Source organism: Myxococcus sp. AM011 (assembly GCF_013372595.1).
Classification (GTDB): domain Bacteria; phylum Myxococcota; class Myxococcia; order Myxococcales; family Myxococcaceae; genus Myxococcus; species Myxococcus eversor.
Genome location: NZ_JABXEM010000316.1, coordinates 1 through 12,106 on the forward strand (window position 1 = coordinate 1; position 12,106 = coordinate 12,106).

General features: G+C 68.9%; 17 protein-coding genes and 1 pseudogene. 16 read left to right on the forward strand and 2 right to left on the reverse strand.

Annotated features, from left to right (window positions below; all coding sequences use genetic code 11):
- The 16 genes from HUW62_RS41030 to HUW62_RS41105 form a co-directional block, all read left to right on the forward strand.
- On the forward strand, positions 1-361 hold a 361-nt coding region (locus HUW62_RS41030; RefSeq protein WP_176437527.1), incomplete at its 5' end, for a hypothetical protein.
- Positions 362-368: 7 nt separating this feature from the next.
- Positions 369-1,064, forward strand: coding sequence for a hypothetical protein (locus HUW62_RS41035; protein WP_176437528.1), 696 nt, complete (start codon positions 369-371; stop codon positions 1,062-1,064).
- Positions 1,065-1,069: 5 nt separating this feature from the next.
- Positions 1,070-1,465, forward strand: coding sequence for a hypothetical protein (locus HUW62_RS41040; RefSeq protein WP_176437529.1), 396 nt, complete (start codon positions 1,070-1,072; stop codon positions 1,463-1,465).
- Between the two features lie 9 nt (positions 1,466-1,474).
- Positions 1,475-2,812, forward strand: coding sequence for a phage tail protein (locus HUW62_RS41045; RefSeq protein ID WP_176437530.1), 1,338 nt, complete (start codon positions 1,475-1,477; stop codon positions 2,810-2,812).
- A gap of 64 nt (positions 2,813-2,876) precedes the next feature.
- The gene (locus tag HUW62_RS41050; protein WP_176437531.1) at positions 2,877-4,787 is read left to right on the forward strand and encodes a hypothetical protein; all 1,911 of its coding nucleotides are present in this window, start codon (positions 2,877-2,879) and stop codon (positions 4,785-4,787) included.
- 10 nt (positions 4,788-4,797) lie between these two features.
- Entirely contained in the window at positions 4,798-5,235 is a 438-nt protein-coding gene (locus HUW62_RS41055) for a hypothetical protein (protein WP_176437532.1), read from the forward strand.
- 140 nt (positions 5,236-5,375) lie between these two features.
- Positions 5,376-5,672 (forward strand): hypothetical protein, encoded by a 297-nt coding sequence (locus HUW62_RS41060; protein WP_176437533.1) that lies wholly within the window; start codon positions 5,376-5,378, stop codon positions 5,670-5,672.
- A gap of 71 nt (positions 5,673-5,743) precedes the next feature.
- Positions 5,744-5,974, forward strand: coding sequence for a hypothetical protein (locus HUW62_RS41065; protein ID WP_176437526.1), 231 nt, complete (start codon positions 5,744-5,746; stop codon positions 5,972-5,974).
- 109 nt (positions 5,975-6,083) lie between these two features.
- Positions 6,084-6,308 (forward strand): hypothetical protein, encoded by a 225-nt coding sequence (locus HUW62_RS41070; RefSeq protein WP_171443240.1) that lies wholly within the window; start codon positions 6,084-6,086, stop codon positions 6,306-6,308.
- Positions 6,309-6,504: 196 nt separating this feature from the next.
- Complete coding sequence (locus tag HUW62_RS41075; RefSeq protein WP_176437539.1) at positions 6,505-7,080, forward strand: DUF2924 domain-containing protein; 576 nt, start codon at positions 6,505-6,507, stop codon at positions 7,078-7,080.
- A 200-nt stretch (positions 7,081-7,280) separates the two neighbouring features.
- Positions 7,281-7,439 carry a hypothetical protein gene (locus tag HUW62_RS41080; protein ID WP_255203931.1) on the forward strand — a complete coding sequence of 53 codons (159 nt, stop codon included), beginning with the start codon at positions 7,281-7,283 and terminating at the stop codon, positions 7,437-7,439.
- A gap of 269 nt (positions 7,440-7,708) precedes the next feature.
- Positions 7,709-8,047 carry a hypothetical protein gene (locus HUW62_RS41085; RefSeq protein WP_176437535.1) on the forward strand — a complete coding sequence of 113 codons (339 nt, stop codon included), beginning with the start codon at positions 7,709-7,711 and terminating at the stop codon, positions 8,045-8,047.
- A gap of 289 nt (positions 8,048-8,336) precedes the next feature.
- Positions 8,337-9,293, forward strand: coding sequence for an amidoligase family protein (locus HUW62_RS41090; protein ID WP_172811432.1), 957 nt, complete (start codon positions 8,337-8,339; stop codon positions 9,291-9,293).
- Positions 9,294-9,380: 87 nt separating this feature from the next.
- A complete protein-coding gene (locus HUW62_RS41095; protein ID WP_176437536.1) occupies positions 9,381-9,821 on the forward strand; it encodes a gamma-glutamylcyclotransferase family protein in 441 nt (146 codons plus the stop codon).
- Positions 9,818-10,204 (forward strand): gamma-glutamylcyclotransferase, encoded by a 387-nt coding sequence (locus tag HUW62_RS41100; protein WP_176437537.1) that lies wholly within the window; start codon positions 9,818-9,820, stop codon positions 10,202-10,204. Before HUW62_RS41095 ends, HUW62_RS41100 begins: the two co-directional genes overlap by 4 nt.
- Before the next feature lie 8 nt (positions 10,205-10,212).
- On the forward strand, positions 10,213-10,443 hold the full coding sequence (locus tag HUW62_RS41105; RefSeq protein ID WP_141593151.1) for a hypothetical protein: 231 nt from the start codon (positions 10,213-10,215) through the stop codon (positions 10,441-10,443).
- A gap of 113 nt (positions 10,444-10,556) precedes the next feature.
- On the opposite strand, the gene HUW62_RS41110 is transcribed toward HUW62_RS41105, so the two are convergent.
- Complete coding sequence (locus HUW62_RS41110) at positions 10,557-10,859, reverse strand: hypothetical protein (protein ID WP_176437538.1); 303 nt, start codon at positions 10,857-10,859, stop codon at positions 10,557-10,559.
- A gap of 1,000 nt (positions 10,860-11,859) precedes the next feature.
- Positions 11,860-12,106: pseudogene (locus tag HUW62_RS41115) on the reverse strand (HEAT repeat domain-containing protein); the annotation flags it as partial.

The following is a 12,106-nucleotide window of genomic DNA, read 5'->3' on the forward strand; positions in this document are numbered from 1 at the left end:
CGTCCCTGTGGCCCTCGCCTTCTTCTCCGGCCAGCGCGAGGGCTTCGAGTCCTTCTCCCGAGGTTGGGACAACGACGGCTTCCTCTTCGAGTTGCCGCCCGCGCAGCTCGTCCCGCACCACTTCGAGGGGCAGGCCGTCGAGACGTGGGGCCAGGGGCCTTTCCTCGCGGACTGGGTGGACGTCACCTCCGTGCTGAGCCGCTTCAGCGACTCGCCGCGGGAGGACTTCGAGCTGCGCTGGCACACCAACGAGGCCTACGCCTGGCGCTGGGATGACGTGACGGCGCGAGTGGCCCTCTTCCACACCACGCAGCCCACCGAGGACTTCGACACTGGCTGGCCTCTGGCCGCCACGCAGTGAGGACACCATGGCACTCGCAGACTGGAGCTACCTCAATCAAGGACTCGACATTGCCACCGTGGACAGAGGCGTGACGGCGGGCATTGCCCGTCCCCCGGGCGGCGGCAACTTCCTCTTCGCCTTCAACTCCCTCACCGCCGCGCAGGGCGCAGTGGGTCTCTTCGCCAACCTCCCCGACTTCGCCCCCATGGCCAAGGGAGGCAGCATCCGCGGCTGCATTCAACGAGGGCCAGGAGGCGGCCCCACCGGCTTCTCCCCCTTCCTGTACCTGTGCGGCCAGGGAATCTCCGTCAACGACTCCGCCTACCTCCTGGGCCTCTCCGACGACGAGCCGCACCGGGTGGTGCTGCGAAAGGGCGCGGTGGCCACGGGGCTTCCCGACGCGGACGGCCCAGGTGTCCTCCTCAAGTCCTCGGCCAGCTTCACCCAGGGCACCTGGCTGCACCTGCGTTTGGACTGCATCGTCAACGCCAACGGCGACGTCGTCCTCAAGGCCTTCCACAATGACTTGGCCACGCACCCGCTCGGCACGCCCCCCGACTGGCAGCTGGTGCCGGGCATGGCCGACTTCATCGACGACGCCCTCGGAATCAACTCCGGCAGCCAGCCCCTCACCTCGGGCCGTGGCGGCTTCGGCTTCGCCGTGCGGGACGTCACCCGCCGGGCATACTTCGACTCGCTCGAGCTGTCCCGGCAGGTGTGACGCCCATGGCCCTCACCGCCTTCACGAGCCGCCTCGGCCTGGGCCAGGGACGCATCCGGCCCCAGCGGGGCACGCCCGCCTCGGGCGAGTACCTCTTCGTCCTCGGCGACGAGGAGCCTGGGCGCCGCTTCGAGCTGGCCCCCGGGGACTTCGCCGAGGTGACGCAAGCCGTGGACGTCACCGGCGTGGACCTGGTCCGCGCCGCTTTGCGCCTCCGTGTGCCTTCAGCAGCCCCGGCGGGCATGGCCTGGGAGGCGTCCCTCGTCGTCGACGGTGTGAAGTACGCCCGCTGCCTCGGGCTCCCCGGCCGCGAGCGCCTCGTCACGGACATGGCCGCCAACGTCTCGAAGCTCTCCGGCGTCCACACGGTGGGCGTCCACCTGGAGCTCGTTTCCCTTTGAGGTGTCGCCATGGCCACGGTTGAGCTGCCCACCCTCTACGTCGACACCGTCTCCCTCTTCACCGAGACGCGCCGCCCCCTTCTCCTCAACCGCGCTCCGGGCCCAGGGGAGGAGGACGTCCCCGTCGACTCCGTGCTGGAGCTGGAGCTGGTGGACGTCGGCGTGGACGGCATCGCCCGGGCGTCCACCCGCGTCTGGGTGGGTGGAGTCCTCGCATTCGAGGGCGGCGCCAGCGCAGAGGTGACACCCGCCTTCGCGGGGCCTCTGGCTGAGGTGACGCAGTCGGCGGACACCTTGCGCGTGGTGCTGCACCCGGCGGTGCCGCTGGCCAGCCAAGCCTCCGTCTCCGTGCGCGTCGTCTCGGCCACGGCAGGCGCCGCGCACCTCCTCGACGAGGCGTACACCTTCACCGTGGAGGACAGTATGGCGCCCCGTCTCGTGGGCGCCCAGGCCCTGGCGCCGAAGGCCGTGCGCCTCGCCTTCGACGAAGACGTTCGGGTGCCGTCCTCGGCGCGCTTCACCTTCACGCCTCGCGGCGCGCCCGCCGTCCCAGTCGCTTCCCTCGAGGCCGCGGCGGAAGGCCCCCTCGTCCACCTCGTCCTCGACACGGAACTGACGCCGGACGTGGTGTACGAAGTGCGCGTGGAGGGCGTGACGGACGCGCGCGGCAACCCGGTGCTCGCCCCCTACCACCGCGCCACCTTTCCTGGCTTCCGGCCAGCCCGGCCGCCCTCCCGGAGCTTCCAGCTCTGGGACATGCTGCCCCGCCACAACCGCCGCGACGATGTGACGGGCGACCTGCACCGCTTCATCTCCTGCCTCCAGGAGGTGACGGACCTGCTCCTCTCTGACTTGGACGCCTTCCCCGACGTCTTCGACCTGGAGCGCGCGCCGGAGTCCTTCCTGGATGCCATCCTCCAGGACTTGGGCAACCCCTTCGCCTTCGAGCTGGACGTCCTCGTCCGGCGCCGCCTGGCCGCCATCCTCGTAGACATGTACCAGCAGAAGGGCACCGCGCTGGGCCTGCGCAACGCCATCCGCTTCTTCCTCGGCATCGAGGTGCGGGCCATCTCCCCCTTCGCCTCGGACACCCTTGTGCTGGGCGAGTCCGAGCTGGGCGTGGACTGGGTGCTGGGACCCTCGGAGCGCTTCGCCCGCTACGCCTTCAACGTCGAGGTGGAGCGTCTCCTCTCGCCCGCGGAGCGCCAGCGCCTGCGCACCCTCGTCGAGTACCTCAAGCCCGCCCACACCCACTTCGTGGACCTGGTGGAGCCCCTGCCGCCCATTCTCCCGGAGCACTGGGAGCTGGGACTCAGCGAGCTGGGCGAGACGACCACGCTGCACTGAATGCCCTACGGCATGTCCCCGATTTCTCACGCCCTGCCTTTGCCTTCCTCTGGAGGGCACAGGCATGAGCAACAGGCTGGATTTTTTCTTCAGGCAACGTGTCAGCGAGGCCGAGCTGGATTTGGCCTTCGCGCAGTTGGAGCAGGCCGACCGAAACCTCGCCTCTGACTTGGGCGTCCACGGTGTCATCTCCGGGGCCGTGCCCGCGCCGCATGCGCCCGTGCCCAACCTCTCCGTCGACCTGACGGCCCCGGGCCGCGCGTACGACAACCTCGGGCAGCGCATCTTCTTCGGCACCGGGCAAACGGTGAACTGCGCGGTGGACTTGTCGGGCATCCCCACCGACGTCTCCACCTCGGGCAGCGAGCGGTGGGTGGGCATCTTCCTGCGCTTCACCCGACTGCTGTCCGAGCCGCGCACGGACGGCAACTCCCAGCAGGTGTACTTCCGCCGCGACGAGTCCTTCGTGCTGGTGGTGCGCCAGGCGCCGGAGGGCCCCGTCGGCCAGGCGCCCAAGCCCGCCCTCCAGCCCGACGAGCTGCTGCTGTGTGACGTCCGGAGGCGCCCCGGGCAGACGCAGATTCTCGCCGCGGACTTGGACACCTCCCGCCGGCAGGCCTTCATCTTCGCCCGGGGCACCTCGGTGGCCGTGGAGAGCGGCACCTGGGACGTCCTGAGCCCCAGCACGGAGACGGTGCAGGCGACACTGGACGAGGTGGACGGTGAGTTGGCCGGGCACTTCTCCGGCGCCGCCCGGCGACACGGGGCTGGTGCCGTGGACTACGCGCCCCACGGCTTCATCACCTCCACCACCGTGCAGGAGGCCGTGGACGAAGTCGCGGACAAGCTCTCCTCGGCCGCTGCTGGCACACCGGGCGCCTCCCGCGTGGGTGCGGACGCGGTGCCCGGCACGCCCAACCTCCTGCCGGCAGGCACCGTGGATGCGCAGCTCTCCTCGCTGCTGGGCCTCGTCAACGCCCACCAGGGCGCGGCCACGGGGGCCCACCACGCCAGCGCCATTGGCGCCACACCCCACGGCTACATCAGCGGCACCAGCGTGCAGGCTCAACTCCAGGAGGTCGTCACCCGCCTCGGCGAGACGACGGCCGGAAGCCCCGGTGCGTCTCGCGTCGGAGGAGATGCGCTGGCCGGGACGCCCCACTCCCTCCCCGCCAGCAGCCTGCGGCAGCAGGTGGCCGCGCTGCTGGGCTTCCTCAACGGGCACGTCACCCAGTCCGCCGATGCTCACGCGGCCTCCGCCGTCTCCGTCGCGGACGCGGGCAACCTGCTGACGGCGGGCACCGTCGAAGCGGCCCTCGCGGAAGTCCTCTCGGCCTTCAGCGGCGGGCACTTCCGCGGCAACGAGACGTCGGCGGGCCAGCACAAGGCCATCCTCCAGCCCGTCCTGGGCGCCGGTCGCGTCCTTCTCCTCGACACCCAGGGCGCGGGCGGCGCAGCCGCGCGGCTGCGCCTCTACGCAGACAGCGACTCGGTGTGGTTCACCCTCAATGCCGCCTGGAATGGGAGCGCCTGGGCCCGCGACACCACCGGGGCGGCGGCGGGCGGTTTCCGCCTCTCACGCAACGAGGCCGAGTTCCTCCATGACGCCAGCCTCACCGCCACCTTCGCCTCCTGGACGCGCACGTTGCGACTCCCGCTGAGTAGCACCGCCAGCAACACCTCCTTCGAGTTGGCGGGCAGCGTGCGCGAGGTGGGCCGGCTCGGCCTCCAGTACAGCAACAGCGACACCGTCGCTCACGACAGCCTGGCCGGCGGCGGCTCGGTGACGTTCCGCAGTCGCTTTCCCACCGCGCCCTCCAGCATCACCCTCAGCCCCTACGCCACCAGCGGAAGCTTCGTCGGCAACCCCACCGTCATGGTGCCGGACAGAGACGGCTTCGCCTTCTACAGCCACCAAAACCTCCAAGGCCTCGCCGCGACGTACTGGTTCGGCTCGTACACCGCTGTCGCGTAAGGGCGCCCCCATGGCCATTCACGAAGTCACCACCGAGGACGTACTTCAGCGCTGCGCCCGGTGCGGCAGCGGCAATCGCCTCTCCCTCGACACCCTGGAGGTCGGCGTCGCCCGTCGGGAGGACGTGGACGACAGCCTCGTCCAGCTCCCTCCCTGTCCCGCCTGCCGCTCCACCGAATTTCTCATCCGCGCCGCCGAGAGCGAGCCGGCGCATCCGGCGCCAGGGAGCTTCGGGCACCTGCACCGACTCCTCGTCGGCCATGTCCACGCAGAGCTCGTCCAGCGCGGACGCCTGCATACGGTGCTCAAGCCCAAGGGGGGCGGCGCCAGAAAGGTGGCCGTGCATCCCCTGTCGCAGGAGGCTCGCGAGCGCTGGTTTCCGCAGGGCTTGCGCATCGCGGTGCCCGCCAACGAGGAGCCCCGCGCCCCTGAAGAGCCCAGCCAATAGACATACACCGCCAGCAAAACAGCCCCTCGCGCCGCGATGCCCCGGGGCGTCGCGAATCCCTCGTTCTTCGACTTGCTATGTCCCCAAGACAGAGCGCGTATGTCTTCACGCGCTGCCCACTGCGCGACAGGGAGACACGCATGTTTATCGGCACTGACACCACCTACATCGGCAATGAAATCCCTGGGCTCCGGGGGCAGAGGGTCCGCATCTTCGCGGTGCTGCGCGGTGGCCTCCGCCCCGACGCCAACCCGGACGCGGACGACTACTACGTGAATGACAACGAAAAACTGGCGCGTCTCGGAGGTGTAACGGCCGAGGACTGCATCGACGCGGCTCCCATTCACCCGGACGGAACCACCTCCTTCGTGCATGTCGACCCGCGCGCCATCGACCTGGAGTGCTTCGCGCATCTGCAAAAGCCCAGCGCACAATGACTTGCCATGCGCGCGAAACAGAGCGCGTATGTCTCACGCGCGCCGCCCAAGGCGCACGAAAGGACAAAACAATGACACCCCGCAAGCCCCGCCCCGCCAACGCCTCGAAGCCCGCCCAGGCGCCCGCAGAGACCCTCGAGCGCATTGCGCGCGAGGAAATGGACATCGAAACACTAGAGAAGCGATGGAGCGACAACCTCGACTTCCACAACGTGTCGGTTTGGGGACTGAAGGCTGCGCTCGAAGCAGCGTACCAAGCCGGCAAGCGCGACGCCGGCAACACTCCCGCCGTCGCCCAGTAGCACCTCGAGCCCTCTCCCAAACCCAGCGCTCAATGACTTGCCATACGCGCGAACCAGAGCGCATATGCCTCACACGCGCCTGCCCAAGGCGCACAGGGAGGACGAAACAATGACACCCATCAAGCCCCGCTCCAGCAGCCCCTCGAAGCCCGCCCGGGCGCCCGCAGAAACCCTCGAACGCGTTGCGCGCGAGGAGATGAACATTGAAACACTGAAGACACGCAACAGCGACAGCCTCGACATTTACGAAGTGGCGGTATGGCAACTGAGGGACGCCCTCGAAGCGGCCTACCAAGCCGGCAAGCGCGACGCCAGCAACACACCCACCAAGTAGTCCACCACCACCGACGCCCCGCCCAGCGGGGCAGCCGCGCACGAGGGCCGCCGGGCCGCCCCCATGAACGGCAGACGTGTACCCACGGCCCGGAAAGGAAAACACCACCATGCCTCGCAACGCCGCACCGAAGACGACGAAGACGACGAAGACGACGAAGACGACGAAGACGACGAAGACGAAGAAGCTGGAGTCCATGAACCTGACGGAGCTGCGCGCCCGGTACGGCGAAGTCGTGGGCGAGGAGACGCGCAGCCCCAACAGGACGCACCTCATCCGCCGCATCGAGGAGGCACTCGCCGCGAAGAAGCGGAGAAGCCCCACCCAACGGGCGACGGCCGCCACCCCCAGCGCGCCTCCGGCACCTGCCGCACGGGCCGACACCCCGGCCGAGGGCACGCAGCCTGCCCCCCGTCGCGGGCGCTTCGCCAACATGTCGCTCGAGGAGGTGCAGGCGAAGTACCGCGAAGTCGTGGGACGCCCAACGGGCAGCAACAACATCCCCTACCTCAAGTGGAAGATTCGGGAGGCGGAGGCCGGGCGCGTGCCGGTGGGCCCCCGTCCCGAGCGCGAGGTGAAGGTGGGCGAGGACGGCAAGCGCGTCATCCCCCTCTCCTTCGACGCGGAGGACTTGGCGGCCCTGGACAAGGCCTGGCGCGACGCGGGCATCCCGAGCCGGACTCGTTTCTTCAAGCGCGCGGTCCACCGAGAACTCACGGCCATGGGCGCCACCGAAGCCGCCGCGCGCTTCGCCCCGAATGAGGAGGAGTGAGGCCCGCACCCACTCGCCCCAGCAGGACAACGAATAGGCCGAGAGGCCCCCAACCCGGACGCGCTCCGCCCCGCCGTCCACACGCGAGGCGGGCGCCAACATCGCCGTGAAGTGAAACACCGCCCGAGACCTTCGACCGGCCCCTCCTTCAACGCAGTCCCCACGGGAACAACATGAAGACACGCGAAGAATTGGAAACGATGACCGTCAAGAAACTGCGCCGCTACGTCATCGACAACGGACTCAGTTTCCCCCACCTGGGGCAGACCAAGAAGGCTGAAATCATCGACAAGCTCATGAAGATTCGAGCCGAGCGGGAGGACACGAAGCCCACCCCGACCTCCAAGGATGCAACCTAGCCGCAGCCCCTCGCCATTCGAGGGCCTTGCCGGGCTGCGACAGGCACGTCCGGCAAGCCACTCGAAGCAGCCGAAATTGGCCCCAAGTACGCACGCCCAGCCTCACCACCAGACACACGCTCCATCAGGAACAGCGCCCCAGCCAAACGCCCCGCCCAGAACATACCCCCAAAGACAACAGAGAGGACTTGATACGCCCGCCACCCAGAGCGTGTATGTCTTTCGCGACGGGCAATAAAGCACCGCGCGACTCCGCAGGAATATCGATTATGAGCGCCACGGCCATCCCTACTTTCATCGTCCCGGTCAAGGTAGTTGATTTCAGCAACACCGTATTGACGCTGACCCTCGGCAAGAGCCGGTACGGCACGGCCCAGCCTCAACTGGACATCTTCCTTCAGCCCGGCGCCACCCACCGGCAGATGAGCGCGCTGCTCCACACCTTCGCCGCCAGCCTGGAACTGAACACCCCCGGCAGCGAGCGGTGGATTGTGCAGACCGAGCGCCTCTCGGAGCCGAACCACTGCCGCATCTACCTAGAGCTGGCCGAGGGGGACCACGCCGAGGCCATGCGCGGGATGATGCTCCTCAACACCCTGCTGGGCTGAGCGGGGAGGACAGCGGGAATCCGCGCCGCAGCACCGCGCGGGTTTTCTCGCCCCTCCCCGCCGACGCAATCACACACACTGGAATTCCGCCTGCCGCCCCAGCCCTGGCAGACTGTCCGCCCACCCGCCGAGGGCGGGCGCGAAACCCCGCGTATTCTCGCGAATATTCCAGACACCCAAATCCGCCCTTCCCGGCCGTCGAAGTGGACTTGCTTCATTCGCACACAAGAGCGTGTATGTGTTTCGCGACGGGCGCCACAGCCCCGCGCGAACGCGAGAGGCAAACTCCATGAAGACGCTCCGGTTTGGAATTGAGATTGAGACGGTTGGCGCCAGCCGCCAGAAGCTGGCCCACGCGATTCAGGGCGCGGTGGGCGGGCGCGTTTCCGGCGACTACCAGGGCTGGCAGGTGACGGACTCGCAGGGCCGCACCTGGAAGGTGGTGCCAGACGGCTCGCTGAGCGGGGGCGAGTACAGCGGCGAAATCGTCTCCCCCATCCTCACCTACCAGGACATGGAAGCCTTACAGCAGGTGGTGCGCGCCGCGCGCGAGGCTGGCGCCCGCGCCGACGCCTCCACCGGCATCCACATTCACGTCGACGGCAGCCGCTTCGATGCCAAGGGCGTCACCAACCTCGTGAAGATGGTGCACAAGCAGGAGCGCCTCCTGGAGACGGCCCTCGGAGTGAGCGCGACGCGGCTGGCCCGATACTGCCGGCCCATCGACGCGGCCTTCATCCAGCGGCTGGAGGCCCGCCGCCCGCGCACCCTGCAGGAGGTGAATGAGGCTTGGTACGGGCGCCACAACGTCGCCCCGCAGCGCTACGACTCCAGCCGCTATCACGGCCTCAACCTCAACAGCCTCTTCTTCCGGGGCACGATTGAATTCCGCTACTTCAACGGCTCGGTCCACGCGGGCGAGGTGAAGGCCTACGTCCAACTGGTGTTGGCCCTCGCGGCCCGAGCCCTGGCTTCCAAGGCAGCCTCCAGCAAGCGCCGCGACTTCAACCCCGCCACCGCCAAGTACGACTTCCGGGTGTTCCTCCTCCACCTGGGCCTCATCGGCGAGGAGTTCAAGACGGCCCGCACCCACCTCCTCAAGAAGTTGGAGGGCAGCGCCGCATGGAAGGGCCAGCGCCGCGACAGGCGCAGCCCGGGTGGGAACGGCACTCCTGGCAGCGAGGGCGCGCAGGGCGGCAACGGGAGCGACGTGGGCGGCGAACGCAACGAGGCGCTGGCCGCCTGAAGCGGCCTTCACGCCAGGGCCCTTCGGGCGCCCTGGCTGGCAATGACATCGGCGGGCCGCACGCCCGTCTCCAACGCGAGAAACCCCATGCTCTACTTCGCCTACGGCTCCAACCTCGACAGGGCCCAAATGCACACGCGCTGCCCCGGCGCCACTGTCGAAGCCCGCGCCACCCTTCCTGGCCACACCCTGGTGTTTGGCGGCTACAGCCGCCGCTGGGGCGGCGCGGTCGCCAGCGTCCAGCGCGTGCGCGGCGCTCACGTCGAGGGGTTGCTGTACCGCCTCACGCCCGAGGACCTGCGCGCCCTTGACATCTTCGAGGGGCACCCCGTCGCATACCGGCGCGCCACCCGACTTGTGAGGGACAGGGCCGGCCTGCGCCGCCGCGCGTTGGTGTACCTCCAGCCCGAGACTGGCTTCGAGACCTGGCCGCCCGCTGGCCGCTACTTCCGCGTCCTCTGGCACGCCTACGGGCGACTGGGCTTCAACCGCGCCGCGCTCGCGGGCGCCCTGGGAGGTGAGACATGACGCGCGCCTCAGTCTCGACGCGTGTCTTCGTCTACGGAACGCTGCTGTCCGGCGAGCCCAACCACCGCCTTTTGCGCGGTGCACGCCTCATCGGCCCAGCGCGGACGCAGCCCCGCTTCAGTCTCTACGACTACGGGCCCTTCCCTGCCCTCGCCTCCAGGGGCAAGCACGCTGTCGCTGGGGAGCTGTACGAAGTCGACGCTGACATGCTGGCCGCGCTCGACAGGCTCGAGGGCCACCCTCGCTTCTACCAGCGCACGTCCATTGCCCTCGACGGTGCCGGCCGCGTCGAGGCATACCTGTTTCCCAAGGGGCGGTTGGCTGGCCGCCCCATCATCGAGTCCGGCTGCTGGCGCACACACCTGAAGGAGAAGAAGTCATGATGATCATCATGCGCGACGGACGTGTCTTCGAGGGCACGGCCGTCCAAATCGTGAAGGGAATGCAGAACATCGCCTTCGGTGTGGAGCGTCTCTCCATTCCCGAGTACATCGACTGGGTGGTTGCCAATACCCAGCGTTTCGAATCCGTCGCGCTGCGCGTGCAAGGCGCGACCGCCGAGGAGAAGGCCGCGTCCCTCGTGGATGAAATGCTGCGCGAGGGCCTGGCGACGCGAGGGTGAACCAGGCCGCCATGGCATGCCTCTCAGGGCATGCCCATGCGGCCCGGGCCCGTCCGCCGGCCGAAGCGTCCTGTTTCGCCTGATGTTTCACACACGTCCAGGAGGCGCGCCCCTCACGCGTGGTGCTCGCCACTGCGGAGGGGCAACTCTCTCGCGCCGCGAGCAACCCACTCCCGCAGTGCATCCTGCTCCGGGGCGTGAGCGCACGCCGAGTCATTCGCCTCCACCAGCATCAACGCATCCTCGGCGCCCAGCGCGTGCAGCGCCGCGGCCTCTGCCGTTCGGTACTCCGCCTTCGCCCTGGCCATCCGTGTCCGCGATTCGGCAATCCCGTCCATCGTCGCGTATGCTCGCTGCAACGCCACCTCCACCCGCCGCAGTTCTTCTGCGAGGGCCTCCCGCTCGCTCATCGTCATCCGCATTCCCCACAGCACGCGACGTGCCAGTTCCCCGGGCGGCGCATGCCAACAACCATTTCCGTGAGGTCACTTCGTATTGTCACAAGAGGCGTGCGCTTCCTCCCTCCACTCAAGCACTGCTCGACTACGACACATGCCCAGAGGATGGTAATCATCACCCGCCGTCCCAACGCGCATTCGCCCCGAATACACAGCAATGCGAGCAAAGCCACACATGCCCAAAATCCCACGCACTCCTGTTTCGAAGGCTCACGGCACATCCTCTTCCACGAGGGAGCCGCTCCGCTCGTCCGCTCCGAAGTCCACGGGCTCTCTTGAGTCGGCCTTCCGCGCCGCCCTTGATGAGGAGCTGGCGCGCCCACTCGCCAGCCTCGTCGCGAGACTGGCCGGGGTGGCGAGGCGCCTCGCCCCGGGGCCCCAGCAGGAAGTGTCGAGCCAGCGCCCAGGCCACGACGCGCGGCCTCCGCCCCTCGCTCAACCGCAGCGCCAGCCCCCGCATCCGCCTCCCGCGCCTACGGCCAGGGCATGCGCCGTCATCGGCTGCCAGCGCCCACACGTCAGCCAGGGATACTGCGGAGCGCACTACCAGAAGCGACGCCTCATGGTGGCCTCGGGCCGACTGCATGCCGCGTGGGTGGAGGGCCCCGCGCCCCACAGCGTCCCCGACGTCATTCTCCCGCGCGGGCGCAGGCCCAAGGCCGACGCCGCGCCTGCTACGCCACCGCCCACCGTCAACCCCGCCCCTCGCATGTGGGTGCGAAAGAAGGGGCACACCGCAGGGGCAACCGGGGCGGACGGCACCTCCGGCCCTGAGAAGCCAACGCCTGCCGGGAAGCCGCCAGCGAGTCACCTTCCCTCGGATGGCGAGCGCGCCAAGGCCACCGCTCAGCGCTGGGCCAGCGAGTTCCGTTCGCGGACGCGGCGCAGCTGAAGCGCCCCCGCACGCGCCAGGCCCCCCTCCTGCCTCGGGAGGGGCGCCCTTTCCCGCGCGGTGGCATCAGGGCCGTCCGTCCGGTTCGACGGGGGCCAGACGCCCGTCCCTCGTGACGCGCATCACGTGGGCTGGTGCGAAGGTGCCAGCCCGGCCACACACGATGGCGTCGAGTCGCTGGTCCGTCGTCCCCACCACGAGGTCTCCCGCCTCGTCCAGCGCGTATGCCATCGGCGCACCTGGGAGAGTCACCCAAGGGATGGCACGCCACCGCCCCTCGGACGCGTCGACACGCACCAGACTCCCCGCGCCG

What these genes read in the sequence shown, in the direction of transcription:
- HUW62_RS41035 (WP_176437528.1), top strand. Translation starts at nt 369, where the DNA reads ATGGCACTCGCAGACTGGAGCTACCTCAATCAAGGACTCGACATTGCC.
- HUW62_RS41050 (WP_176437531.1), top strand. Translation starts at nt 2,877, where the DNA reads ATGAGCAACAGGCTGGATTTTTTCTTCAGGCAACGTGTCAGCGAGGCC.
- HUW62_RS41060 (WP_176437533.1), top strand. Translation starts at nt 5,376, where the DNA reads ATGTTTATCGGCACTGACACCACCTACATCGGCAATGAAATCCCTGGG.
- HUW62_RS41065 (WP_176437526.1), top strand. Translation starts at nt 5,744, where the DNA reads ATGACACCCCGCAAGCCCCGCCCCGCCAACGCCTCGAAGCCCGCCCAG.
- HUW62_RS41090 (WP_172811432.1), top strand. Translation starts at nt 8,337, where the DNA reads ATGAAGACGCTCCGGTTTGGAATTGAGATTGAGACGGTTGGCGCCAGC.
- HUW62_RS41110 (WP_176437538.1), bottom strand. Translation starts at nt 10,859, where the DNA reads ATGACGATGAGCGAGCGGGAGGCCCTCGCAGAAGAACTGCGGCGGGTG.
- HUW62_RS41040 (WP_176437529.1), top strand. Translation starts at nt 1,070, where the DNA reads ATGGCCCTCACCGCCTTCACGAGCCGCCTCGGCCTGGGCCAGGGACGC.
- HUW62_RS41055 (WP_176437532.1), top strand. Translation starts at nt 4,798, where the DNA reads ATGGCCATTCACGAAGTCACCACCGAGGACGTACTTCAGCGCTGCGCC.
- HUW62_RS41100 (WP_176437537.1), top strand. Translation starts at nt 9,818, where the DNA reads ATGACGCGCGCCTCAGTCTCGACGCGTGTCTTCGTCTACGGAACGCTG.
- HUW62_RS41095 (WP_176437536.1), top strand. Translation starts at nt 9,381, where the DNA reads ATGCTCTACTTCGCCTACGGCTCCAACCTCGACAGGGCCCAAATGCAC.
- HUW62_RS41080 (WP_255203931.1), top strand. Translation starts at nt 7,281, where the DNA reads ATGACCGTCAAGAAACTGCGCCGCTACGTCATCGACAACGGACTCAGT.
- HUW62_RS41075 (WP_176437539.1), top strand. Translation starts at nt 6,505, where the DNA reads ATGAACCTGACGGAGCTGCGCGCCCGGTACGGCGAAGTCGTGGGCGAG.
- HUW62_RS41045 (WP_176437530.1), top strand. Translation starts at nt 1,475, where the DNA reads ATGGCCACGGTTGAGCTGCCCACCCTCTACGTCGACACCGTCTCCCTC.
- HUW62_RS41070 (WP_171443240.1), top strand. Translation starts at nt 6,084, where the DNA reads ATGACACCCATCAAGCCCCGCTCCAGCAGCCCCTCGAAGCCCGCCCGG.
- HUW62_RS41105 (WP_141593151.1), top strand. Translation starts at nt 10,213, where the DNA reads ATGCGCGACGGACGTGTCTTCGAGGGCACGGCCGTCCAAATCGTGAAG.
- HUW62_RS41085 (WP_176437535.1), top strand. Translation starts at nt 7,709, where the DNA reads ATGAGCGCCACGGCCATCCCTACTTTCATCGTCCCGGTCAAGGTAGTT.